Source organism: Lentzea fradiae, assembly GCF_900100955.1.
Lineage (GTDB): Bacteria > Actinomycetota > Actinomycetes > Mycobacteriales > Pseudonocardiaceae > Lentzea > Lentzea fradiae.
The window spans coordinates 1-22,519 of record NZ_FNCC01000010.1 but is presented as its reverse complement, the minus strand read 5'-3'; the positions used below and the strand labels follow the sequence as shown (position 1 = coordinate 22,519).

Here is a 22,519-nt window from a genome sequence, read left to right as displayed (position 1 = left end):
TTTCGAGAACCTGTTTCACTTTGATCTGTGACCAGGCCGCTGAGTGCTCCGCTGGACGTCGGCTTCGACTACACGCGCTCGACCGGCCCGACGCTGGGCCGGTTCCTCACCGATCTCCGCCACCGCCGGGTGACCGGGATCCGAGGTGCCGACGGCCGGGTGCACGTGCCGCCGCTCGAGTACGACCCCGTGACGGCGGAACCGCTCTCCGAGTTCGTCGGCGTGGCCTCGACGGGCGTCGTGCGCGGCTGGTCCTGGATCCCCGACCCGTTGGAAGGGCAGCCGCTCGACCGGCCGTTCGCATGGGCGCTGATCCAGCTCGACGGCGCCGACACTGCGCTGCTGCACGCCGTCGACGCGGGCTCGCCGGACGCCATCACGACGGGCGCACGCGTGCGAGCACGCTGGCGTGCCGCACGCGTCGGAGCGATCACCGACATCGAGTACTTCGAGCTCTCCGACGAACCGGCCGACCCTCCCACCGACGCCTCCCCGGACAACGACGTCACGATGGTCGTCACCCCGGTGAACCTGCACTACACGCACTCCGCGTCACCGACGGAGGACCCGTTCCTGCGCGGACTGATGGAAGGCCGCCTCATCGCCCAACGCTGCCCGGCGTGCGAGAAGGTCTACTTCCCACCGCGGCCGGCCTGCCCCACCGATGGCGTGCCGACGACCGACCAGGTCGAGCTGTCCGACCGCGGCACGGTGACGACGTTCTGCATCGTGAACGTGCCGTTCCTCGGCCAGCGCATCCCGCCGCCGTACGTCTCGGCCTACGTGCTGCTCGACGGCGCGGACATCCCGTTCCTGCACCTGCTGCTCGGCATAGCGCCCGAGGACGTGCGGATGGGCATGCGCGTCGAGGCGGTGTGGAAGCCGCGCGAGGAGTGGGGTCCGACGATGCAGAACATCGACCACTTCCGGCCCTCCGGCGAGCCGGACGCGCCGTTCGACTCCTACTCCCGGCACCTGTGAGGCGGGCATGCGTGAGGTTGCGGTAGTCGGTTTCGCGCAGACGCCCTGCGTGCGCGAGACAGACGGCACCACCAACGGCGTCGAGATGCTGGTGCCGATCTTCCACGAGGTGCTCGGCGGGCTCGGGCTCACCAAGTCCGACATCGGGTTCTGGTGCTCGGGCTCCTCGGACTACCTGGCCGGGCGCGCGTTCTCGTTCGTCTCCGCGGTGGACGCGATCGGCGCGTTCCCGCCCATCGCGGAGTCGCACGTCGAGATGGACGCCGCGTGGGCGCTGTACGAGGCGTGGGTGAAGCTGCTGTGCGGCGAGGCCGACACCGCCTTGGTCTACGGCTTCGGCAAGTCGTCGGCCGGTCAGCTGCGCCGGGTGCTGGCGATGCAGCTCGACCCGTACGTCGTGACGCCGTTGTGGCCGGACTCGGTCGGTCTCGCGGGCATCCAGGCCCGGATGGGCATCGAGGCCGGGCTGTGGGACGAGCGCGCGATGGCATCCGTGGCCGCGCGCAGCCGTGCGGCGGCACTGTCGAACCCGCTGGCGCAGCTGTCGGGTTCTCCCGAGGTCGACGAGCTTCTCGCGGACGAGTACTTCGTGAACCCGTTGCGCCGCCACGACTGCGCGCCGATCACCGACGGCGCGGCCACGATCGTGCTGGCGGCCGGAGACCGGGCGCGGGAGCTGTGCGAACGTCCCGCGTGGATCACCGGGTTCGAGCACCGGGTCGACTCGCCGTCGCTGGGAGGCCGCGACCTGACCACGTCCCCCTCGGCCGTCGCCGCGGGCAAGGCGGCCGGAGCGGAAGATGTCGAGGTGGCGGAGCTGCACGCGCCGTTCACTCACCAGGAGATCCTGCTGCGCCAGGCGCTCGGGCTCGGCGACGACGTGGCGGTGAACCCGTCCGGCGGCGTCCTGGCGGGCAACCCGATGTTCTCGGCGGGCCTCGCCCGGATCGGCGAGGCGGCGCGCCGGATCCACGACGGGTCGGCCTCCCGCGTGCTCGGCCACGCCACCAGCGGGCCGCTGCTCCAACAGAACCTCGTCTGCGTGATGGAAGGGCGGGAGTAGATGCGACCGGCAGCAGTGGTCGGCACCGGCCAGACGCACCACGCCGCGAAGCGCCTCGACGTGTCGATGGCGGGCCTGTGCCGTGAGGCGATCGACCGCGCGATGGCGGACGCGGGCGTCGACTGGCCGGACATCGACGCCGTGGTGGTCGGCAAGGCACCGGACCTGTTCGAGGGCGTGATGATGCCCGAGCTGTTCCTGGCGGACGCGTTGGGCGCCACCGGAAAACCGTTGCTGCGCGTGCACACCGCCGGTTCGGTCGGCGGCAGCACCGGCAACGTGGCCGCGTCGCTCGTCCAGTCCGGCGTGCACGACCGCGTGCTGGCCGTGGCGTTCGAGAAGCAGTCGGAGTCGAACGCGATGTGGGCGCTGTCCGTGCCGACGCCGTTCACCATGCCGGTACACGCCGGTGCCGGTGGCTACTTCGCCCCGCACGTCCGCGCCTACATCCGCCGCGCGGGCGCACCAGAGCACATCGGCGCGATGGTGGCCGCCAAGGACCGCCGCAACGGCTCTTTGAACCCGTACGCACACCTCAAACAACCGGACATCACCGTCGAGTCGGTGCGGGCGTCCACGATGCTGTGGGACCCCATCCGCTACGACGAGACGTGCCCGTCCTCGGACGGCGCCTGCGCGGTCGTCATCTCGGCGGAGCCGACCTCGGGCCAGGCAGCCTGGATCCGCGCCACCGCGATGCGCACCGAGCCCACCACGTTCGCCGGACGCGACCAGGTCAACCCGCAGGCGGGCCGCGACGCCGCACGGGCGTTGTGGCGGCAGGCCGGCATCACCGACCCGTTGTCCGAAGTGGACACCGCGGAGATCTACGTGCCGTTCTCGTGGTTCGAACCGATGTGGCTGGAGAACCTGGGGTTCGCGGAGACGGGCCAGGGCTGGAAGCTCACCGAGGCGGGCGAGACCGAGATCGGCGGTCGCCTGCCGGTCAACCCGAGCGGCGGCGTCCTGTCGTCCAACCCGATCGGCGCCTCCGGCCTGCTGCGGTTCGCGGAGGCCGCCATGCAGGTCATGGGCACCGCCGGAGACCACCAGGTCGACGGTGCGCGGGTCGCGCTGGGCCACGCCTACGGCGGTGGCTCGCAGTTCTTCGCCATGTGGGTCGTCGGATCGGAGAAGCCGTGAAGTTCACCGTGGGCATCGCCATGAGCCCTCTCGACCAGCTGACCGAACTGGCCCGGTGCGCCGAGGAGTGCGGCTACTCCTCGATCGCGCTGCCGGACTCTCTCTTCTTCTCGGAGAAGGTGTCGGCGGACTACCCCTACACCCCGGACGGCTCCCGCATGTGGAACGCCGAAACCCCGTGGGTGGACCCGTTCGTCGCCGCCGCCGCGATGGGCGCCGTCACGTCTCGCATCCGCTTCTACACGCAGGTCCTGAAACTGGGCTCCCGCAACCCTCTGCTGCTGGCCCGCCAGGTCGGCTCCGTCGCACACATGACCGGCAACCGCTTCGGCTTCGGCGTCGGCCTCGGCTGGTCGCCCGAGGAGTTCGAGTGGTGCGGCGTGCCGTTCAAGAACCGCGGGCCTCGCGTGGACGAGATGATCGACGTGTTGAAGCTCGTGCTCGGCGGCGGGATGGTCGAGTACCACGGCGACTACTTTTCTTTCGACCGGTTGCAGATGTCGCCGGCACCCACCGCTCCCGTGCCGTTCTACGTCGGCGGGCACTCGCCCGCAGCTTTGAAGCGTGCCGCCAGGGTCGGGGACGGGTGGACCTCGGCCATGATCAAGTTCGCCGATCTCCGGTCGGTCATCTCGACGTTGAAGGACCTGGGGGCCTTCGAGCGGCCGTTCGAGATCCAGGCTGTGTGCATCGACCGGTTCGGGGTGGACGGGTACCGGCAGCTGGCCGAGATCGGGGTCACCGACACGATCGTGGTGCCTTGGCTGTTCTACGGGGTCGGGTTCGACGGTGGGCTGGAAGCCAAGAAGGACGCGCTTCGGCGCTTCGCCGACGAGGTGATCGGAGAGTTCTCGTGACGGCTGTGGAGTGGAAGGCTTCCCGGACGGAGACGCCTGCCAGGGTGGCGTCGTGGAAGTCGATGGACGCCGTGTGCCGGGGGGCCAAGGCCGAGTGGCTGGCTCTGTTCTCGCCTGATGCCGTGGTGGAGGACCCTGTCGGGCCCTCGATGTTCGATGCCGAGGGGAAGGGGCATCGGGGGGTCGAGGCCATTTCTGCTTTTTGGGACATGGCCATCGGGCCTGTCGAGCGGTTCTCGTTCGTCATCCACGACTCGTTCGCCGCCGGGTCCGAGTGTGCGAACGTTGGGGTTATCACTGCTGTTTTGCCTGGTGGGGCTCAGGTCGACACCGAGGGGGTGTTTGTTTACAACGTCGGGGAGGACGGGCTTGTCCGGTCCGTCCGGGCGTTCTGGGAGACGGAGAGGGCGTTGGGGACGTTGCGCACGCCTTGATGGGTAGCTCAGGGCTGACCGCATCGCCGCTGCGTGACGATCGCGATTGGGGTTTTGCCGCACAGCAGCCGCGCAAGGGAGGACGGCTCGCTTCGCCGGATCTGGCGCGTACCCGGCAGCGACCGCCCTACCTCGACGCGGCGCTCAGAGGCGTTCGATGATGGTGCCGGTGGCCATCGCGCCGCCCGCGCACATCGTGATCAGGGCTGTGGTGCCGTCTCGGCGTTCCAGTTCGTGCAGGGCGGTGGTGAGCAGGCGGGTTCCGGTGCTGCCCACCGGGTGGCCCAGGGCGATGGCGCCGCCGTTCACGTTGACGCGGTCCCAGTTCGGGCGGTGGACCGTTGCCCAGGACAGGACGACCGAGGCGAACGCCTCGTTGACCTCGAAGAGGTCGATGTCGGCCATTTTCATGCCGCTGCGGTCCAGCAGGCGGGTGGTGGCGTCCACCGGGCCGTCCAGGTGGTAGTACGGGTCTGAGCCGACCAGGCACTGCGTCACGATCCTGGCTCGTGGGCGGAGGCCGTGGGCTCGGGCGAAGTCCTCGTCGACGATGAGGACCGCCGAGGCGCCGTCGGAGATCTGGGACGACGTTCCCGCGGTGTGCACGCCGTCCGGGACGACCGGCTTGAGGGAGGCCAGGGCCTCCAGGGAGGTTTCGCGCAGGCCCTGGTCGGTGTCCACCAGGTCCTCGCCCACCTTGACCGGTACGACCTCGCCGGCGAAGTGGCCTGCTGCCCAGGCGGCGCGGGCGCGGTTCTGCGACTGGACGCCGAAGCGGTCCACCTCCTCGCGGCCGATGCCTCGGCGTGCCGCTACCCGTTCGGCCGCGACGAACTGGTTGGGCAGGTCGATCGTCCACGAGTCGGGGCGAGGGGTGCCCGTGTCGCCGATGTTGCTGCGCAGCGGGACTCGGCTCATCGCCTCCACGCCGCACGCGACGCCGCAGGTGATCGCGCCGGTCGCGATCAGGCCCGCGATCAGGTGCGCCGACTGCTGGGCTGAGCCACACTGGGCGTCGACGGTTGTGCAGCCGGTGGTCTGCGGCAGACCGGCGTGCAGCCAGGAGGTCCTGGTGATGTTGTTCGACTGTTCACCCGCCTGGGTGACGGTGCCGCCGATGGCCTGCTCGACGGCCGCCGGGTCCACGCCCGTGCGGTCGAGCAGGCCCCGCTGCGCCGCGCCGAGGAGTTCGGCCGCGTGCAGGCCGGACAGCCGGCCCCCGCGCTTGCCGATGGGCGTGCGCACCGCTCCCACGATCACCGGACTGCCCACGCGAGCCTCCTTCACTCGAAGGTAGAACATGTTCCTGCGTCTGACCAGATTGTCCGCACCAGGGCTTCAGCACAAGGCGCAAGCGTGTTTGAATCAGATAGAACGCGTTCCACCTAGGAGGTGCCTGTGGGCAAGCCGCGCATCCCGGAAGGCTTCGACTTCACCGACCCCGACATGTACGCGAGCCGCCTGCCGCACGAGGAGTTCGCGGAGCTGCGCAGGACCGCGCCGATCTGGTGGAACCCCAAACCACCGGGCCAGGGCGGCTTCGACGACGAGGGCTACTGGGTCGTGACCAGGCACCACGACGTCAAGGAGGTCTCGCGCAACAGCGAGCTGTTCTCCAGTCGCGAGAACACGGCGATCATCCGCTTCAAGGACGACATGCCGCGCGACAACATCGACATGCAGCGCCTCCTCCTGCTCAACATGGACCCGCCCACCCACACGAAGCAACGCGGCATCGTCTCCCGCGGCTTCACCCCGAGAGCGGTCAACGCCCTGCGCGAGGCCCTGACCGCCCGAGCCGAGAAGATCGTGACCGAGGCACTGGCCAAGGGCAGCGGCGACTTCGTGTCCGACGTGGCCTGCGAGCTCCCGCTGCAGGCGATCGCCGAACTGATCGGCATCCCCCAGGACGACCGCCGCAAGATCTTCGACTGGTCCAACCAGATGATCGCCTACGACGACCCGGAGTTCGAGATCGAACCCCTCGTCGCCGCCACCGAACTGCTGGGCTACTCCTGGACGATGGCGGAAGACCGCCGCAAGTGCCCCCGCCACGACATCGTCACCAAACTGGTCCAGGCCGATGTGGACGGCGCGGGCCTGGCGTCGGAGGAGTTCGGCTTCTTCGTCCTCCTCCTGGCCGTCGCCGGCAACGAGACCACCCGCAACGCCATCACCCACGGCATGAAGGCGTTCTTCGACCACCCGGACCAGTGGGACCTCTTCAAGTCCGACCGCCCACCCACGACAGCGGACGAGATCGTCCGCTGGGCCACCCCGGTCGTCTCCTTCCAGCGCACGGCGATGGCCGACACGGAACTGAGCGGCGTGGAGATCAAGAAGGGCCAGCGAGTGGGCATGTTCTACTCGTCGGCGAACTTCGACGAGGAGGTCTTCACCGCCCCGGAAGTCTTCGACATCACCAGAGACCCCAACCCGCACCTGGGCTTCGGCGGCAGCGGCGCCCACTTCTGCATCGGCGCGAACCTGGCCCGCCTGGAGATCGACCTGATCTTCAACGCGATCGCCGACACCATGCCGAACATCAGACAGACAGCCGAGCCCCGCCGCCTCCGCTCAGGCTGGCTGAACGGCATCAAGGAGTTCCGCGTCCAGTACACCTGATCGGGCACACCAAAATATTCGGGTGCCGTCCCGGCGGCGAGGACGCAGGATCGGCACATGTCCTTGACCACCCCGCTGCTCCACACCGCCCGCCTGCGTCTGCGTCCCTTCACCGACGAGGACGCGGACGCTCTCTTCGCCCTGCACAGCGACATCACCGTGATGCGCTACTGGGACTCCCCGCCGTGGACCGACCGTTCTCTGGCCGAGCGCCTCATAACCACGTCCAAGATGATCGAGGACGACGGCACCGGGGCACGAGTGGTGATCGAGCGAGCAGCAGACGGCACCTTCGCCGGCTGGCTGGGCGTGACCAGGTGGAACCCGGACTACCGCAGCGCGTCACTGGGCTACGTCCTGGACGAGCCGATGTGGGGCCACGGCTACGCGACGGAGGCAGCACACGCCCTGCTGCAGTGGGCGTTCGACACCCTGGATCTCAACCGGGTGCAGGCAGAGACCGACACCCGCAACCTGGCATCGGCCAACGTCCTGCAGAAGCTCGGCTTCGTGAGGGAAGGCACCCTGCGAGAGGACTGCATCGTGAACGGCGAGGTGTCCGACTCCTGGGTCTTCGGCCTCCTGAAGCGAGACTGGCACCACTCGCAGGCGCCGAAAGCACGCGGGGATTTCCCGGGGCGCCCCAGGCCCGGCCGTGGTTGAACCGCAGACCCGGTCGGTCTGGGCTCGTCCGACCCCGGCAAGCCCTTCACCTAAGCCCCGTACACCGGCACCCCCCGATCAGTAGCCACCAACCGCCGAACCACCTCCCCCAACTCCCCCACTTCCCACCGTTCCCCCTTGTCCACCTCATCCCCTCGCCGCCACCCATGCACAACACAAACCCTCCCCCCATCAACCTCGAACATCCGCCCAGTGACGTCCGAAGCCTCCGCACTCCCCAACCACACCACCAACGGCGACACGTTCTCCGGCGCCATGGCGTCGAAACCGGACTCCGGCAACGCCATCATCGAAGCGAAAGCGGACGAGGTCATCCGAGTCCGAGCGGCAGGCGCGATGGCGTTGACAGTCACCCCGTACCTCCCCAGCTCAGCCGCCGCCACCAACGTCAACGACGCGATCCCGGCCTTGGCAGCCGAGTAGGAAGCCTGCCCGACACTCCCGAACAACCCAGCCCCGGAAGAAGTGTTGATGACCCGTCCGGAAACACGGCCGCCGGCCTTGACCACCCCACGCCAATAAGCAGCAGCATGGTGGAGCGGAGCGAAGTGGCCCTTGAGGTGCACCCGCACCACCTCGTCCCACTCCTCCTCGCCACCGCTGACGATCATCCGGTCCCGCACGATCCCAGCGTTGTTGACCAAGACGTCGAGCCGCCCGAAAGAGTCAACCGCGGCCGACACGACCGCCGAAGCACCAGCCCAAGTCGAAACGTCGTCATCGGAAACCACGGCACGGGACCCGATCAGAGCGGCAACCTCGGCAGCGGCCTCGGAAGACACGTCGTTCACCACCACCCGAGCACCGGCGGCGGCGAACGCCAGGGCGTGTGCTCGGCCGATGCCGCGGCCGGCACCGGTGATGACGACAACCCGGTCCTCGCACAACAACGTCACGACGATCCCCCATCGGCATCGGAAGCGGCCAGGAACGCGGGCACCTCTCCCCCGCCATGCACGAGCAACGTCGCGCCGGTGACATAAGACGCCAGCGGGGAGGCGAGAAACACGGCACAGGCACCGACTTCGTCCGGAGTGGCGAGCCGCCCCAGGGGAACGGTGCGTGCGACGGCCTCGATCCCGGCCTCGGACCCGTAGTGCAGGTGCGACTGCTCGGTCCGCACCATCCCCACGGCCAGGGCGTTGACCCGCACGGAGGGCGCCCATTCCACGGCCAGGGACGAGGTCAGGCTCTCCAGCCCGGCCTTGGCGGCACCATAGGCGGCGGTGCCCGGTGAGGGGCGGCGGCCGGACACGCTGCTCACGTTCACGATCGACCCGCCGGAGTCGCGCATCACCTCGAACGCCGCCTGCGCCACCAGCAACGGTGCCAGCAGGTTGAGCTCCACGATCTTCGAGTGAAACCGCGGCGAAGCCCGGTCGGCCAGCGCGAACGGGGCTCCGCCCGCGTTGTTCACGACGACGTCGAGGCGGCCGAACCGGGAGACGACGTCGGACATCACAGCGGAGACCTGGTCCGCTTCGCGGACGTCGCAAGGCAAGAAGGTGGCGCCGGGCACCTCGGCCGGGCGCCGGGCGCACGTCACCACCACCGCCCCGGCGGCGAGGAACGCGCGGGTGATGCCCAGACCGACACCCCGCACGCCGCCCGTCACCAGGACCACTGCTCCGTCGAGGTCCAGTTCCACCAGCACCTACCCCGGTCGCTCCGGCGCTGCTAAATTACCAAGCAATCGCTTGGTTCGGAAGGCGGCGCGATGGGAATCTCCAGCAGCCACACCGAAAACGGCATCGTCGAGATCACCGTCGACTACCCGCCGGTCAACGCGATCCCGTCGCGCGGCTGGTTCGAGCTGGCCGAGGCGACGACGGGCGCGGGTGAGGACCCGCGCTCGCGGGTGGTGGTCCTGCGGGCCGAGAACCGCGGGTTCTGCGCGGGGGTCGACCTCAAGGAGATCCAGCGCTCCACCGGGTACGACGCGCTGATCGCCGCGAACCGGGGATGCGCCAGGGCTTTCGCGGCCGTGTACGACTGCGCGGTGCCGGTGATCGTGGCGGTGCACGGGTTCTGCCTGGGCGGCGGGGTCGGGCTGGTCGGCAACGCGGACATCATCGTCGCCTCCGACGACGCCACGTTCGGGCTGCCGGAGGTGGACCGCGGGGCGCTCGGGGCGGCCACGCACTTGGCGCGGCTCGTGCCGCAGCACCTGATGCGGACGCTGTACTACACGGCCCGCAACGTCAGCGCGCAGACGTTGCACCACCACGGCAGCGTCATCGAGGTGGTGCCGCGAGCGCGGCTCGACGACGCGGCGCGGGTCATCGCGAAGGAGATCGCGACGAAAGACCCGGCGGTGATCCGCGCGGCCAAGGAGGCCATCAACGGCATCGACCCGCAGCGCGTGCACCGGAGCTACCGCTTCGAGCAGGGCTTCACCTTCGAGCTGAACCTCACCGGGGTGTCCGACCACGCCCGGCAGGCATTCCTGGACGGAGACCATGCGCGACAAGCGAATGACGGCTGACGAGGCCGTCGGCGGGATCAAGGACGGCATGACCGTCGGCATCGGCGGCTGGGGGTCGCGGCGCAAGCCGATGGCGCTGGTCAAGGCACTGCTCAAGACCCGGGTCGAGGACCTCACCGTCGTCACGTACGGCGGGCCGGACGTCGGGTTGCTGTGCGCGGCGGGCAAGGTGCGCAAGCTCGTCTACGGGTTCGTCTCGCTCGACTCGATCCCGTACGACCCGTGGTTCAGGCGAGCCCGCGAGACCGGCGCCGTCGAGGTGCTGGAGCTGGACGAGGGCATGTTCCAGACGGGGCTGCGCGCGGCCGGGCACCGGTTGCCGTTCCTGCCGATCAGGGCGGGGCTCGGGTCGGACGTGCTGACGTACGCGCCGGAGATCAGGACCGTGCGGTCGCCGTATGACGACGGCGAGGAGCTGGTCGCCATGCCGGCCCTGAAGCTCGACGTCGCGCTGGTCCACCTCAACCGGGCGGACAAGCACGGCAACGCCCAGTACCTCGGCCCCGACCCGTACTTCGACGACCTGTTCTGCCTGGCGGCGGACCGGCGGTACGTGTCGTGCGAGCGCGTCGTGGAGACGTTCGAGGGACCGCCGCAGACGTTGCTGCTCAACCGGATGATGGTCGACGGCGTGGTGGAGGCGCCGGGTGGGGCCGGGTTCACGAGCTGCGTGCCCGACTACGGCCGCGACGAGGCCCTGCAACGCGAGTACGCCGCGGCGGCCACCGACCTGGAGAAGTGGCCGGAGTTCTACGAGAGGTTGCTGGGATGAGCGACATCACGCGGGCCGAGGTGTGCGTGACCGCCTGCGCCGACCTGTTCGCCGGGGCCGGGGAGACCCTCGCCAGCCCGATGGGGCTCATCCCGTCGCTCGGCGCGAAGCTGGCCAGGCTCACCACCGAACCCGGCCTGCTGCTCAGCGACGGCGAGGCGTTCCTGCTCACCCCGGAGTCCACTGTGGAGGGATGGCTGCCGTACCGGAAGGTGTTCGACGTCGTCGCGCACGGCCGCCGGCACGTCGTGATGGGCGCGAACCAGGTCGACCGGTTCGGCAACCAGAACATCTCCGCGATCGGCGACCACGCCCGGCCCACCCGGCAGCTGCTCGGGTTCCGCGGCGCCCCCGGCAACACCATCAACCACCGCACCAGCTACTGGGTGCCGCGGCACAGCCCGCGCGTGCTGGTCGAGGCGGTCGACGTGGTCTCCGGTGTCGGCTACGACCGCGCGACCGGGCCGTTCCACGACGTCCACCGCGTCGTCACGAACCTCGCCGTGCTCGACTTCGCCACACCCGACCACTCCATGCGGATCGTGTCCGTGCACCCCGGCGTCTCGGTCGACGAGGTGCGGAAGCAGACGTCGTTCCCGCTGGTGGCCACGGACGTCGGCGAGACCCGGCTGCCGACGGACGAGGAGCTGGAGCTGATCCGGACCAGGCTCGACCCGGACGCCAAGCGGGACGGGGAAGTCCCGCGGTGAGGACGGCGCTGACCGACCTGGTGGGCGTCCGGCACCCGGTCGTGCAGACCGGGATGGGCTGGGTCGCCGGGCCGCGGCTGGTGTCCGCGACGGCCGAGGCGGGCGGGCTCGGCGTGCTGGCGTCGGCCACGATGTCCTACGCCGAGCTCGAAGCGGCCATCAAGGAGACGAAGAACCGCACGTCCGCGCCGTTCGGCGTGAACCTGCGGGCCGACGCGCACGACGCCCCGGAGCGGATCGACCTGCTGATCCGGGAACGGGTGAAGGTGGCGTCGTTCGCGCTGGCCCCGAAACCGGACATGATCGCCAAGCTGAGCGATGCGGGTGTCGTCGTGATCCCGTCGGTCGGAGCGGCCCGGCACGCGGAGAAGGTCGCGAAGTGGGGCGCCCACGCGGTGATCGTCCAGGGCGGCGAGGGCGGCGGCCACACGGGCGGTGTCGCCACGACGTTGTTGCTGCCGAGCGTGCTGGACGCCGTCGACATCCCGGTGGTCGCGGCCGGCGGCTTCTTCGACGGACGGGGTCTCGCCGCCGCGCTGGCGTACGGGGCGGCCGGGATCGCGATGGGCACGCGGTTCCTGCTCACGCGGGAGAGCACGGTCCCGGACGCGGTGAAGCAGGCTTACCTGCGACGAGACCTGAACGGCACGGTCGTCACCACGCGCGTGGACGGCCTGCCGCACCGGGTGCTGCGGTCCGATCTCGTCGAGCGCCTGGAGCGGTCGGGACGGGTCAGCGGGCTGGTCAGGGCGGTCGTGAACGCGGCCAGGTTCCAGCGGCACACCGGCCTGAGCTGGCGCACGATGGTCCGCGACGGCCTGGCCATGAAGCACGGCAGGGACCTCACCTGGGCGCAGGTCGTCATGGCCGCCAACACGCCGATGCTGCTGCGGGCCGGGCTGGTCGAGGGCAGGACCGACGCGGGCGTGCTCGCGTCCGGGCAGGTCGCCGGGCTGCTCGGCGACCTGCCGTCGTGCGCGGACCTGATCGGCGGGATCGTCGAGGACGCCGAGGCCGCGATCGACCGTCTCAGAGACGTTCGATGATCGTCACGTTCGCCTGGCCGCCGCCCTCGCACATCGTCTGCAACCCGTACCGGCCGCCCGTCCGCTCCAGCTCGTGCAGCAACGTGGTGAGCAGCTTGGTGCCGGTCGCGCCGATCGGGTGCCCGAGGGCGAGCGCTCCCCCGTTGACGTTCACCCGGCCCAGGTCGACGTCCAGCTCCTTGGCCCACGCCAGCGCCACCGACGCGAACGCCTCGTTGATCTCGAACAGGTCGATGTTCGAGATGGACATTCCCGCGCGGTCGAGCGCGTAGCGGGTGGCACGGATCGGCGCGGTCAGCATGTAGATCGGGTCCGAACCGCGGGCAGACAGGTGGTGCACGCGCGCCCGCGGGGTCAGCCGGTGCTCGCGCACGACCCGTTCCGACACGACCAGCACCGCCGAGGCGCCGTCGGAGATCTGCGAGGACAACGCGGCGGTCGTCCTGCCGCCCGGCCGCAACGGCGGCAGCTTCGCCATCTTCTCGGCGCTGGTGTCCGTGCGGGGACACTCGTCGGCCGCGACGCCGTCGACCGGCGCGATCTCGCGGTCGAACCGGCCCTCCTTGATCGCGGTGATCGCCCGCAGGTGGCTCTGGAGCGCGAACTCCTCCATGTCGCGGCGCGACAGGTCCCACCGCACGGCGATCAGGTCGGCCGCGCGGAACTGCGAGACCTCCTCGGCGCCGTAGCGGTGCTGCCAGCCCTCGCAGCCCTCGAACGGACCACCCGGCCCCGCTGTCATCGCCGACCCGATCGGCACCCGGGACATGTTCTGCACGCCACCCGCCACGACCACGTCGGCCGTGCCGCTCATCACCGCCTGCGCCGCGAAGTGCAGCGCCTGCTGGCTCGACCCGCACTGGCGGTCGACCGTCACGCCCGGCACCTGCTCGGGGAACCCGGCAGCGAGCCACGACGTCCTCGCGATGTCTCCCGCCTGCGGGCCGACGGTGTCCACGCACCCGAAGATCACGTCGTCCACGTCGGTCGGGTCGACGTCGACCCGGTTGAGCAGCGCGGTGATCACGTGCGCGCCGAGATCGGCGGGGTGCACGTGGCTGAGCCCGCCACCGCGCCTGCCCGCCGGGGTCCGCACAGCCTCGATGATGTACGCCTCGGCCACGTGTGCCCTCCTTCTACGTCTTGGAGCTCTTCCGGCGGCCCGTGGCGATGCCGTCGAGCAGGATGGCGAGGTACTGGCCGGCGACCTCTTCCGCGGACAGGCCGCCGTCCGGGCGGTACCAGCGCACCGCCACCCACACCGTGTCGCGGATGAACCGGTACGCCACGTCCACGTCGAGGTCGGCGCGGAACACGCCCGCGCTCATGCCCTCCTCCAGCAGCACCGTCCACAGCTTGCGGAACTCCACGCTGCGGTCGTCGATGTAGGAGAACCGCGGCAGGCCGGTCAGGTGCTTCGCCTCGTTCTGGTAGATCGCGACCGCGGCGTGCCGGGTGTCGATCGCCTCGAACGACGCCACGACCAGCGCCTTCAGCGTCTGCCTAGGCCCGAGCCCTGCGTCCACGATCTCCCGGTACCTCGCGAACAGCTCGTCCAGGAACGTCCGCAGGATCTCGTCCACCATCGACTCCTTCGAGTCGAAGTGGTGGTAGAGGCTGCCGGACAGGATGCCCGCCGCGTCCGCGATGTCCCTGACCGTGGTCTGGCCGTAGCCGCGTTCGGCGAACATCGTCGCGGCCAGCTCCAGCAGCTCGGCCCTCCGGGTGCTCATCGGTCGTTCCTTCCTCACGGGTGCTGACTGCTCACCGAGACGACCTCGCCCGTCAGGTAGGACGAGTAGTCGCTGGCGAGGAACACGATCACATTCGCGACCTCCCACGGCTCGGCGGCGCGCCCGAAAGCCTCGCGGGACGCCAGCTCGGTCAGCAACTCCTCACTGGTGACCTTGGCCAGGAACGGGTGCGCGGCCAAGCTCGGCGCGACCGCGTTCACCCGGATGCCGTGCTCCGCGACGTCCATCGCCGCGCAGCGGGTGAGCGCCATGACGCCCGCTTTCGCTGCGGCGTAATGAGCTTGACCCTTCTGCGCACGCCAGCCGATCACACTGGAGTTGTTAACGACGACACCGCTTCGTTGGACGACCATTCGGCGTAACGCGGCGCGGGTGCAGCGGAAGGTGCCGTTCAGCGTGACGTCCAGGACGCGGGACCACTCGTCGTCGCCCATGTCGAGGACCGACTTCTCGCCGCCGAGGCCCGCGTTGTTGACCATCACGTCGATCCGGCCGAACCGCTCCACCGTCTCGTCGACGAGGGCCTGCACCTGCTGTTCGTTCGTGACGTCGCACGGGACGGCGTAGGCGGTGCCGAGCGACTCGTGGGTCTCCTTGAGACGGCGTTCGTGCCAGTCGCTGATGACGACCGTCGCGCCCTCCTCGAGGCACCGCTTCGCTGTCGCGGACCCGATGCCGGTGCCCGCCGCGGCCGTCACGACGACGACCTTGTCCCTGAGCAGGTCGTGGCCGGTCATCGGGGCAGCCCGAGGACGCGGTGGGCGATGATCTCGCGCTGGATCTCGTCGGAGCCGCCGTAGATCGTCTCGGCGCGGCTGAACAGGAACAGGCGCTGCCACTGGTTCTCGTCGGCCATCGACGCCGGTCCGAGCGAGTCGAGCGCGAGCTCGCCGAGCCTGCGGTGCCAGCCCGCCCAGAACAGCTTCAGCACGGACGCCTCCGGGCCCGGTTCGTCGCCGAGGGTGCGCAGCGTGTGTGAACGCATGACGTGCAGTTCGAGCCACGCCCTGGTGAGCCGTTCGTCGTGCGGGGCGCGGGCCATGACCGCGTCGAGCTGGCGGCGGAAGCCGACCTGGTGGCCCAGCATGGCGGTGCCGCGTTCGAAGCCGAGCGTGGCCATCGCGATCTTCCAGCCCTCGCCGGGCTTGCCGACCACGTTCTCCTCCGCCGTGACGGCGCCGTCGAAGAACACCTCGTTGAACTCGGACGTGCCGGTGAGCTGGCGGATCGGCCGCACCTCGATCCCGGGCTGGCGCAGCGGCACGAGCAGGTAGGACAGGCCGTGGTGGCGCCGGGAACCGGGCTCGGTGCGGCAGAGCACGAAGATCCAGTCCGAGTAGTGCGCGTTCGACGTCCAGATCTTCTGGCCGTCGATCACCCACCGGCCGTCCTCCAGGCGTGCCTTCGTCTGCACGGAGGCGAGGTCCGATCCCGCGCCCGGTTCCGAGTAGCCCTGGCACCACAGCTCGTCGAGCGTGCGGATCTTCGGCAGGAACCGTTCCTTCTGCTCCGGCGTGCCGAACGCGATGAGCGTGGGGCCGAGCAGCCCCTCCCCCACGATGTCCACCTTCGCCGGGGCGTCAGCCTCCGCGTACTCCTCGTGGAAGACCACCTGCTCCTCCACGCTGCGCTCACCGGGCCAGCCCAGGCACGTCCACCCGCTCCGCGCGAGGTGCCGGTGCCAGCGCAGCCGTCCCTCGAACGCCTCGTGCTCGCGGCCGGGACCACCCTTGCCGCGCAGCTCCGCGAACTCGCCGACGAGGTTGGCGGACAACCATTCCCGCACCTCGCGCCGGAAGGACTCCATGCGCCATACTCTAACCTACCAAGCACTTGCTTTGGAGGGCTCCGTGGAGGGTTCTGCAGCCGAGGTTCCAAGCAGGCAAACGGTTTCCGCCGCGCTCGACCGCGCGGCTGCTTCGTACATCGACGCCGAAGCGGTGGTGGACGGACAGGTCCGGCTCGGCTGGACCGAACTCCGGCAGGCCGTGCACGTGGCGGCACGCGCTCTCACCGGGATGGGCGTGCGACCGGGCGACCGGGTGGCATTGTGCGCGCCGAACTCCGCGCGTTGGGTGGTCGCGGCGCTCGGGGCCCTGCACGCCGGGGCCGCGCTCGTGCCGATCAACACCCGGTTCACCGCGACGGAAACGCTCGACGTGCTGAGACGCAGTGCCGCACGGGTCCTGGTCGTGGAGGGCGAGTTCCTCGGACGGGACCGGGAGGCGGAGCTGCGCGCGTTGTCGCCCGAACTGCCCGCCGTGGTGCGATTACCCGTCGAGTGGGATGCCGCCGAAGCCGATCTTCCTGTGCTGGAAGAAGAACAGCTCTGCGACGTCATGTACACGTCGGGCACGACCGGGCGCAGCAAGGGGGCGATGAGCGCCCACCGGCAGTCGCTCGGGGTGGCCGAGGCGTGGGCTTCCTGCGCCGGGCTGACGTCCGCGGACCGCTACCTGATCGTCAACCCCTTCTTCCACACCTTTGGTTACAAGGCCGGGATTCTGGCCTGCCTGCTGACCGGGGCGACGATCGTGCCGCAGCCGGTGTTCGACGTAGTCGAGATGATGCGGATGATCGAACGCGAGCGGATCACCGTGCTACCCGGGCCGCCGACGATCTTCCAGGCGTTGCTGGACCATCCCGATCGAGACTCGTTCGACCTGTCGAGTCTGCGGCTGGTGGTCACCGGGGCCGCGGTCGTGCCGGTCGTGCTGGTCGAACGGCTGCAAGCGGAGCTGTCGCTGACCGTGCTCACGGCCTACGGGCTGACCGAGGCCGTCGTGGCCACCATGTGCCGTCCAGGCGACTCCCCGGAAACGGTCGCGCACACGTGCGGGCGGCCGTTGGCCGGGTTCGAGCTGCGGCTGGGCGAACGAGGCGAGGTGTTGTTGCGCGGTCCCAACGTCATGCTCGGCTACCTCGACGACCAGGAGGCGACCGCCGCGGCCATCGACTCCGCCGGCTGGCTGCACACCGGCGACGTCGGCACCGTGGACGAGCGCGGCTACCTCTCGATCACCGACCGGCTCAAGGACATGTACATCTGCGGCGGGTTCAACGTCTACCCGGCCGAGGTCGAGCAGGCACTGGCCCGGCTGCCGGGAGTCGCGGAGGCGGCCGTCGTCGGGATGGCGGACGCACGGCTCGGCGAGGTCGGCGTGGCGCACGTCGTGACGTCACCGGGTTCGACGCTGTCCGCCGACGACGTGATCGCGTTCTGCCGGGAACGGCTCGCGAACTACAAGGTGCCGCGCGCGGTCGAGTTCCACCCCGCACTCCCCCGCAACGCGATGGGCAAAGTCCTGAAAACCCAACTGCGCAAGGAGAACGCGTGACTGTCTCGTACGAGCGGCGGGACGCGGTCGCCGTCGTCACCATGAACCGGCCCGAGTACCGCAACGCGCAGAACTCGGCGATGACCTACGCGTTGGACGAGGCTTTCACCCGTGCCGTCGACGACGACGAGGTCAAGGTGATCGTGCTGGCCGGGGCGGGCGACCACTTCTCCGCCGGGCACGACATCGGCTCGCCGGGCCGTGACGTGGACACCTCGTTCGAGCGCAAGGCGGTGATGTGGTGGGACCACGTCGGCCGCGACGGCGGTGACCTGCGGTTCGCCCGTGAGATGGAGGTCTACCTCGGCATGTGCCGGCGGTGGCGGGAGATCCCGAAGCCGACCATCGCGATGGTGCAGGGCGCGTGCGTCGCGGGCGGGCTGATGCTGGCGTGGGTGTGCGACCTGGTCGTGGCGTCCGACGACGCGTTCTTCGCCGATCCCGTGGTGCGCATGGGGATTCCGGGGGTCGAGTACTTCGCGCACCCGTGGGTGCTCGGTCCCCGTGCCGCCAAGGAGGTGCTGTTCACCGGCGACCGGTTCTCCGCGCAGCGCGCCTACGAGTGGGGAATGGTCTCGCGGGTCGTGCCGCGGCCGGAGCTGGAGGAGGCCACGTTCGCACTGGCCGCGCGGATCAGCGGGATGCCGCGGTTCGGGCTCGCCCTCGCGAAGAAGGCGGTCAACCAGTCGGAGGACCTGATGGGGATGCGGGCTGGGATGGACTCGGTGTTCGGGCTGCACCACTTCGCGCACGCGCACAACGCCGAGGTGGGCACCGACGCGCTGGCAGGCATGGACGCCCGGTCGATGAAGAAGGCGTCCGGCTGATGGACCTCTCGTTGGACGCGGAGACGCTCGCGTTCCAGGCCGAGGTGCGCGAGTGGCTCGCCGCACACGTGCGGCCACTGTCCTCTATGGACACCGCCGCCGGGTTCGAGGAACACCGCGAATGGGAACGCCTGCTCGCCTCCGCGCGGCTCTCGGTGGTCTCGTGGCCCGCCGAGTTCGGTGGACGCGAGGCGTCGCTGTTGCAGTGGCTGGTGTTCGAGGAGGAGTACCACGCAGCGAGTGCACCCGGCCGTGTCTCGCAGAACGGCATCTTCCTGCTGGCACCGACGTTGTTCGCGCACGGCACGGACGAGCAACGCGACCGCATCCTGCCGTCGATGGCTCGTGCGAACGTGGTGTGGGCGCAAGCCTGGTCGGAACCGGAGGCAGGGTCCGACCTCGCCTCGGTGCGCAGCACCGCCACCCGGTGCGACGGCGGCTGGCTGCTGCGGGGCCAGAAGACCTGGAGCTCGCGGGCCGCGTTCGCGGACCGGGCGTTCGGCCTGTTCCGCACCGGCCCCGGCGAACGGCACCGCGGCCTGACCTACCTGCTCTTCGACCTGCGGGCACCCGGCGTGACCGTGCGCCCGATCGCCCAGCTCGACGGCGAACCGGGGTTCGCCGAGATCTTCCTGGACGACGTGTTCGTGCCGGACGAGGACGTCGTGGGCGAGTCCGGCGACGGCTGGCGGGTGGCGATGAGCACGGCGGGCAACGAACGCGGCCTGACGCTGCGCAGCCCCGGCCGCTTCACCGCCGCCGCGGCACGGCTGGTGGAGCTGTACCGCAAGAACCCCGACCCGGCGTTGCGCGACCGGGTCGTGGACGCGTGGATCGGCGCGCAGGCGTACCGGCTGCACACGTTCGCGGCGCTGTCCCAGCCTCCCTCGGGCCCCGCCGCCAGCATCACCAAGGTGTTCTGGTCGGAGCTGGACGTGGCGATCCACGAGACCGCGCTCGACCTGCTCGGCGAGGCCGCGCCGGGCTGGCGGGACGGATGGCTGTTCTCCCTGTCCGGACCGATCTACGCCGGCACCAACGAGATCCAGCGCAACGTGATCGCCGAGCGGATCCTGGGGCTGCCACGATGATGTTCACGCTCTCGCCGGAGCAGACCGACCTCGCCGCCGTCCTGCACGAGTTCCTCGCGGCGGGGAGGACCGACCTGACCGCGCTCGGCGTGGACGAGGTCACCGACCCGGTGGACCTCGTCGTGCTGTTCGAGGAACTGGGCCACCACGCCGTCCCCGGCCCGCTGGCCGAGTCGCTGGCGGTGCTGCCCGTCCTCGGGGCCGGTCCGGGTTCGGTCGCCTTCCCGCCGCACGTCCCGCACGCTGTCGAGGCCGACCGGTACTACCTGGTCGAGGACGACACCCTCCGCGAGGCCGCTCCTGTCGCGTCGATCGAGTCCGTCGACCCCGCTCGACGCCTGGTGAAGCTCGCCGCCGGACCGGTCGTCGCCACCGGCGTCCCGGCCGCACGCGCGTTCGACCTCGGCGTCCTGACCTGCTCGGCCCAGTTACTCGGCTTGGGCAGGGCGATGCTGGAACTGACCACAGCCCACGCGCGGTCCCGTACCCAGTTCGGCAGGCCGATCGGCGGCTTCCAGGCGGTCAAGCACCACCTGGCGAACGTCCTCATTGGACTGGAGCTCGCCCGCCCGCTCGTGTTCGGCGCGGCGGTGACCCTGTCGTCACGGGACGTCTCGGCCGCGAAGGTAGCCGCCTCCGACGCCGCCTGGCAGGCCGCCCGCACGGCGTTACAGGTCCACGGCGCGATCGGCTACACCGCCGAACACGGGCTCGGCCGCTTCCTGTTGCAGACCAGAGCCCTGCGCACGGCGTGGGGCAGCCCGTCGATGCACCGCTCGCGCGTGTTGGAGGCGTTGTGACACCGGAACAGCTCGCCCTGCGGGACGCCGTGCGGGCTCTGCTCGACAAGCACTCCGACGTCCGTGCGGCCATCGAGACGCCGCACGGGTACGACAAGGACCTGTGGGCGCGGCTGTGCGAGATGGGCGTCCTCCCGATCCCCGAACGGTATGGCGGGTCCGGCGCCACCCAGGCCGACACCCGTGTGGTGCTGGGCGAACTGGGCCTCACGCCGTCGCCGTTGCTGTCCGGGGTCATCGCGGTCGAGGCTCTGCTGGCGAGCGGCAACGTGTCGGCTTGTGAGCGGCTGTTGCCTCGAATCGCTTCCGGCGCCGTGGCCACGGTCATCTGGCCGTGGCACGAGGACGCCGCTCGTTTCGTCGTGGACGGGGACCAGGCCGAGATCCTCCTGGTTGCCGATGGGGACGGGTTGTACGAGGTCGATCCGGCTGAGGTGACTCGGGAGCACGTGCCGACGATGGACCCGACCCGTCGCCTCGCGGCTGTTCGCCTGGAGGATGCCTCTCGGACGTACTTGGGGCCGTGGTCCGCGGGGGTGCGTGACGTCGCCATCGCCGCACTGTGCGCCGAACAGGTGGGGGCTGCGGCGCGAGCGCTGGAACTGACCGTTGAGTACACGAAGACTCGGGTGCAGTTCGGGAAGCCCATCGGGTCGTTCCAGGCGCTGAAGCACCGCATGGCCGACCTGCACGTGCTCGTGGAGACCGCTCGGTCCGCCGCTGGGGCTGTGGTGGACGAGGTGTCCGCTGCCGTGGCGAAGGTGTACTGCTCGGAGGCGTTCTTCAAGGTCGCGGCGGAGATGGTCCAGTTGCACGGCGGGATCGCGATCACCTGGGAGCACGACGCGCACCTCTACCTCAAGCGGGCGCACGGCAGCGGCCAGCTGTTCGGCAGCCCGCGCGAGCACCTGGACCGGCTCGGGCGGCTCATCCCCAGGTGATCGGCGTGGCACCTATGCTGAACCCGATGGATGTGAAGACCTACGCCGCGGTCACCGACCTGTGTGCGCGGCTCGCGGGCCGGCTGGAGGACGACACGCTGCGCTTGGTGCGCGAGGACTACTTCGGTGGCGAACCCGCGCAGGCCGAGGCGACTCTGCTGCTGTCCATGGCCTACGAGAACATCGGCATCACGGAGGAGGAGCGCGCCCTCATCGCGTCCACTCTGGACGACCCGGACAGTCCTGATCTGGCCGCGGTGCCGAGCATCGCCGAGGTTCCCCCGGTGGCGTACCGCTTCAGCGCCGACGCCCCGGCGAACGCGCCCGACCCGTCCAAGGCGGACGTGGTGCTGTCCGCCGACGCCGCGCGCCACGGAGGCCGCCGGCTGCGCCGTGCCTGGCGTGAGCCGCTGGACGGCGCTCCCGACGGGGCGAAGTGGGTCTACGTGCTGCAGACGTCCGAGAACGCCAATCTGCTGGGCGCCTTCGCCGGGTTGTCCGGGCGCTTGTGGGTCGTGTTGAAGGAGAAGTGGCCGCTGGAGGTCGTGGTCGAGGGCAAGCGGCTGCCGCCCTACCAGGCCGCGGCCGTCACCGTCGCCCCGCAGATCTGGCCCTAGATGATTGATTCCTGGATCTTCAGTGGTCGTAGGCGATCAGTGAGCGCTTGACGGGTGCGTCGATGATCCAGTTGTGCCAGATCGCGGCGGCGAGGGCGAGCATGCGCTGGGCGACGCGGGCGAGCACGCCGTGCGGGGTGCGTGCGCCGTGTTGTTCGAGGGAGAGTTGTCGTTTGGCGGTGTTGATGATCGATTCGATGCGTTGCCGGATCATCGACAGGTTGCCGTGGCGGCGTTTCTCGTCGCGGCGGTCGGGTCGCACGAACGTGATGCCCAGCTCGGTCATGTCGCGTTCGAACTCGCGTCCGGCGAAGCCCTTGTCGCCGATCACCACCACCCCGGCGGGAAAGG

25 protein-coding genes are annotated in these 22,519 nt (G+C 70.0%); 17 read left to right on the top strand and 8 right to left on the bottom strand.

Annotated elements, in window-relative coordinates; all coding sequences use genetic code 11:
• The first annotated feature begins 27 nt into the window (after positions 1-27).
• Genes BLT23_RS23570 through BLT23_RS23550 form a run of 5 tightly spaced genes read left to right on the top strand, consistent with a single transcriptional unit; the run spans position 28 to position 4,478 of the window.
• Entirely contained in the window at positions 28-981 is a 954-nt protein-coding gene (locus BLT23_RS23570) for an OB-fold nucleic acid binding domain-containing protein (protein ID WP_090052223.1), read from the top strand.
• A gap of 7 nt (positions 982-988) precedes the next feature.
• A complete protein-coding gene (locus tag BLT23_RS23565) occupies positions 989-2,044 on the top strand; it encodes a thiolase domain-containing protein (RefSeq protein WP_090052221.1) in 1,056 nt (351 codons plus the stop codon).
• Entirely contained in the window at positions 2,045-3,187 is a 1,143-nt protein-coding gene (locus BLT23_RS23560) for a thiolase domain-containing protein (protein ID WP_090052219.1), read from the top strand.
• Entirely contained in the window at positions 3,184-4,044 is an 861-nt protein-coding gene (locus tag BLT23_RS23555) for a TIGR03619 family F420-dependent LLM class oxidoreductase (protein ID WP_090052218.1), read from the top strand. The genes BLT23_RS23560 and BLT23_RS23555 overlap by 4 nt, the downstream gene beginning before the upstream one ends.
• On the top strand, positions 4,041-4,478 hold the full coding sequence (locus BLT23_RS23550) for a nuclear transport factor 2 family protein (protein WP_245744118.1): 438 nt from the start codon (positions 4,041-4,043) through the stop codon (positions 4,476-4,478). The genes BLT23_RS23555 and BLT23_RS23550 overlap by 4 nt, the downstream gene beginning before the upstream one ends.
• A gap of 144 nt (positions 4,479-4,622) precedes the next feature.
• On the opposite strand, the gene BLT23_RS23545 is transcribed toward BLT23_RS23550, so the two are convergent.
• Positions 4,623-5,750, bottom strand: coding sequence for a steroid 3-ketoacyl-CoA thiolase (locus BLT23_RS23545; protein WP_090052217.1), 1,128 nt, complete (start codon positions 5,748-5,750; stop codon positions 4,623-4,625).
• 126 nt (positions 5,751-5,876) lie between these two features.
• Here BLT23_RS23545 and BLT23_RS23540 point away from each other — a divergent pair, with 126 nt between their 5' ends.
• Positions 5,877-7,103 (top strand): cytochrome P450, encoded by a 1,227-nt coding sequence (locus BLT23_RS23540; protein WP_090052215.1) that lies wholly within the window; start codon positions 5,877-5,879, stop codon positions 7,101-7,103.
• A 57-nt stretch (positions 7,104-7,160) separates the two neighbouring features.
• Positions 7,161-7,766 (top strand): GNAT family N-acetyltransferase, encoded by a 606-nt coding sequence (locus tag BLT23_RS23535; protein WP_090052213.1) that lies wholly within the window; start codon positions 7,161-7,163, stop codon positions 7,764-7,766.
• 50 nt (positions 7,767-7,816) lie between these two features.
• Here the strand turns inward: BLT23_RS23535 and BLT23_RS23530 are convergent, their stop codons facing one another.
• The gene (locus BLT23_RS23530; protein ID WP_090052211.1) at positions 7,817-8,683 is read right to left on the bottom strand and encodes an SDR family oxidoreductase; all 867 of its coding nucleotides are present in this window, start codon (positions 8,681-8,683) and stop codon (positions 7,817-7,819) included.
• Positions 8,680-9,441 (bottom strand): SDR family oxidoreductase, encoded by a 762-nt coding sequence (locus BLT23_RS23525; RefSeq protein ID WP_218133860.1) that lies wholly within the window; start codon positions 9,439-9,441, stop codon positions 8,680-8,682. The genes BLT23_RS23530 and BLT23_RS23525 overlap by 4 nt, the downstream gene beginning before the upstream one ends.
• 63 nt (positions 9,442-9,504) lie before the next feature.
• Between BLT23_RS23525 and BLT23_RS23520 the strand changes: the two genes are divergently transcribed.
• Genes BLT23_RS23520 through BLT23_RS23505 form a run of 4 tightly spaced genes read left to right on the top strand, consistent with a single transcriptional unit; the run spans position 9,505 to position 12,800 of the window.
• A complete protein-coding gene (locus tag BLT23_RS23520) occupies positions 9,505-10,272 on the top strand; it encodes an enoyl-CoA hydratase family protein (RefSeq protein ID WP_090052209.1) in 768 nt (255 codons plus the stop codon).
• Entirely contained in the window at positions 10,247-11,044 is a 798-nt protein-coding gene (locus BLT23_RS23515; RefSeq protein ID WP_090052207.1) for a CoA transferase subunit A, read from the top strand. The genes BLT23_RS23520 and BLT23_RS23515 overlap by 26 nt, the downstream gene beginning before the upstream one ends.
• Entirely contained in the window at positions 11,041-11,754 is a 714-nt protein-coding gene (locus BLT23_RS23510) for a CoA-transferase subunit beta (RefSeq protein ID WP_090052205.1), read from the top strand. Before BLT23_RS23515 ends, BLT23_RS23510 begins: the two co-directional genes overlap by 4 nt.
• Positions 11,751-12,800 (top strand): NAD(P)H-dependent flavin oxidoreductase, encoded by a 1,050-nt coding sequence (locus BLT23_RS23505; RefSeq protein ID WP_090052203.1) that lies wholly within the window; start codon positions 11,751-11,753, stop codon positions 12,798-12,800. The genes BLT23_RS23510 and BLT23_RS23505 overlap by 4 nt, the downstream gene beginning before the upstream one ends.
• On the opposite strand, the gene BLT23_RS23500 is transcribed toward BLT23_RS23505, so the two are convergent.
• From BLT23_RS23500 to BLT23_RS23485, 4 genes are read right to left on the bottom strand one after another with little or no spacing between them, the layout of a single operon-like run.
• Complete coding sequence (locus BLT23_RS23500) at positions 12,784-13,923, bottom strand: acetyl-CoA C-acetyltransferase (protein ID WP_090052201.1); 1,140 nt, start codon at positions 13,921-13,923, stop codon at positions 12,784-12,786. The genes BLT23_RS23505 and BLT23_RS23500 overlap by 17 nt on opposite strands.
• A gap of 13 nt (positions 13,924-13,936) precedes the next feature.
• A complete protein-coding gene (locus BLT23_RS23495) occupies positions 13,937-14,533 on the bottom strand; it encodes a TetR/AcrR family transcriptional regulator (RefSeq protein WP_090052199.1) in 597 nt (198 codons plus the stop codon).
• A 14-nt stretch (positions 14,534-14,547) separates the two neighbouring features.
• On the bottom strand, positions 14,548-15,291 hold the full coding sequence (locus BLT23_RS23490; protein WP_090052196.1) for an SDR family oxidoreductase: 744 nt from the start codon (positions 15,289-15,291) through the stop codon (positions 14,548-14,550).
• Positions 15,288-16,361 carry an acyl-CoA dehydrogenase family protein gene (locus BLT23_RS23485; RefSeq protein WP_090052194.1) on the bottom strand — a complete coding sequence of 358 codons (1,074 nt, stop codon included), beginning with the start codon at positions 16,359-16,361 and terminating at the stop codon, positions 15,288-15,290. Before BLT23_RS23485 ends, BLT23_RS23490 begins: the two co-directional genes overlap by 4 nt.
• Positions 16,362-16,404: 43 nt before the next feature.
• Here BLT23_RS23485 and BLT23_RS23480 point away from each other — a divergent pair, with 43 nt between their 5' ends.
• Genes BLT23_RS23480 through BLT23_RS23455 form a run of 6 tightly spaced genes read left to right on the top strand, consistent with a single transcriptional unit; the run spans position 16,405 to position 22,168 of the window.
• A complete protein-coding gene (locus BLT23_RS23480) occupies positions 16,405-17,892 on the top strand; it encodes a FadD3 family acyl-CoA ligase (protein WP_281248882.1) in 1,488 nt (495 codons plus the stop codon).
• Complete coding sequence (locus BLT23_RS23475) at positions 17,889-18,719, top strand: enoyl-CoA hydratase (RefSeq protein ID WP_090052190.1); 831 nt, start codon at positions 17,889-17,891, stop codon at positions 18,717-18,719. The genes BLT23_RS23480 and BLT23_RS23475 overlap by 4 nt, the downstream gene beginning before the upstream one ends.
• Positions 18,719-19,810 carry an acyl-CoA dehydrogenase family protein gene (locus tag BLT23_RS23470; RefSeq protein ID WP_090052188.1) on the top strand — a complete coding sequence of 364 codons (1,092 nt, stop codon included), beginning with the start codon at positions 18,719-18,721 and terminating at the stop codon, positions 19,808-19,810. Before BLT23_RS23475 ends, BLT23_RS23470 begins: the two co-directional genes overlap by 1 nt.
• Entirely contained in the window at positions 19,807-20,610 is an 804-nt protein-coding gene (locus BLT23_RS23465; protein ID WP_090052186.1) for an acyl-CoA dehydrogenase family protein, read from the top strand. The genes BLT23_RS23470 and BLT23_RS23465 overlap by 4 nt, the downstream gene beginning before the upstream one ends.
• A complete protein-coding gene (locus BLT23_RS23460) occupies positions 20,607-21,551 on the top strand; it encodes an acyl-CoA dehydrogenase family protein (protein WP_090052184.1) in 945 nt (314 codons plus the stop codon). Before BLT23_RS23465 ends, BLT23_RS23460 begins: the two co-directional genes overlap by 4 nt.
• A 26-nt stretch (positions 21,552-21,577) precedes the next feature.
• Complete coding sequence (locus BLT23_RS23455; RefSeq protein WP_090052855.1) at positions 21,578-22,168, top strand: hypothetical protein; 591 nt, start codon at positions 21,578-21,580, stop codon at positions 22,166-22,168.
• Between the two features lie 19 nt (positions 22,169-22,187).
• Here BLT23_RS23455 and BLT23_RS23450 read toward each other — a convergent pair.
• Positions 22,188-22,519 (bottom strand): transposase (locus BLT23_RS23450; protein ID WP_143036011.1); only part of this gene is annotated, 332 nt, incomplete at its 5' end.

Excerpts from the sequence above, each read along its gene's own strand:
- BLT23_RS23535 (WP_090052213.1), top strand. The coding sequence starts at position 7,161 with ATGTCCTTGACCACCCCGCTGCTCCACACCGCCCGCCTGCGTCTGCGT.
- BLT23_RS23485 (WP_090052194.1), bottom strand. The coding sequence starts at position 16,361 with ATGGAGTCCTTCCGGCGCGAGGTGCGGGAATGGTTGTCCGCCAACCTC.
- BLT23_RS23510 (WP_090052205.1), top strand. The coding sequence starts at position 11,041 with ATGAGCGACATCACGCGGGCCGAGGTGTGCGTGACCGCCTGCGCCGAC.
- BLT23_RS23455 (WP_090052855.1), top strand. The coding sequence starts at position 21,578 with ATGGATGTGAAGACCTACGCCGCGGTCACCGACCTGTGTGCGCGGCTC.
- BLT23_RS23465 (WP_090052186.1), top strand. The coding sequence starts at position 19,807 with ATGATGTTCACGCTCTCGCCGGAGCAGACCGACCTCGCCGCCGTCCTG.
- BLT23_RS23490 (WP_090052196.1), bottom strand. The coding sequence starts at position 15,291 with ATGACCGGCCACGACCTGCTCAGGGACAAGGTCGTCGTCGTGACGGCC.
- BLT23_RS23470 (WP_090052188.1), top strand. The coding sequence starts at position 18,719 with ATGGACCTCTCGTTGGACGCGGAGACGCTCGCGTTCCAGGCCGAGGTG.
- BLT23_RS23565 (WP_090052221.1), top strand. The coding sequence starts at position 989 with ATGCGTGAGGTTGCGGTAGTCGGTTTCGCGCAGACGCCCTGCGTGCGC.
- BLT23_RS23560 (WP_090052219.1), top strand. The coding sequence starts at position 2,045 with ATGCGACCGGCAGCAGTGGTCGGCACCGGCCAGACGCACCACGCCGCG.
- BLT23_RS23495 (WP_090052199.1), bottom strand. The coding sequence starts at position 14,533 with ATGAGCACCCGGAGGGCCGAGCTGCTGGAGCTGGCCGCGACGATGTTC.
- BLT23_RS23520 (WP_090052209.1), top strand. The coding sequence starts at position 9,505 with ATGGGAATCTCCAGCAGCCACACCGAAAACGGCATCGTCGAGATCACC.
- BLT23_RS23515 (WP_090052207.1), top strand. The coding sequence starts at position 10,247 with ATGCGCGACAAGCGAATGACGGCTGACGAGGCCGTCGGCGGGATCAAG.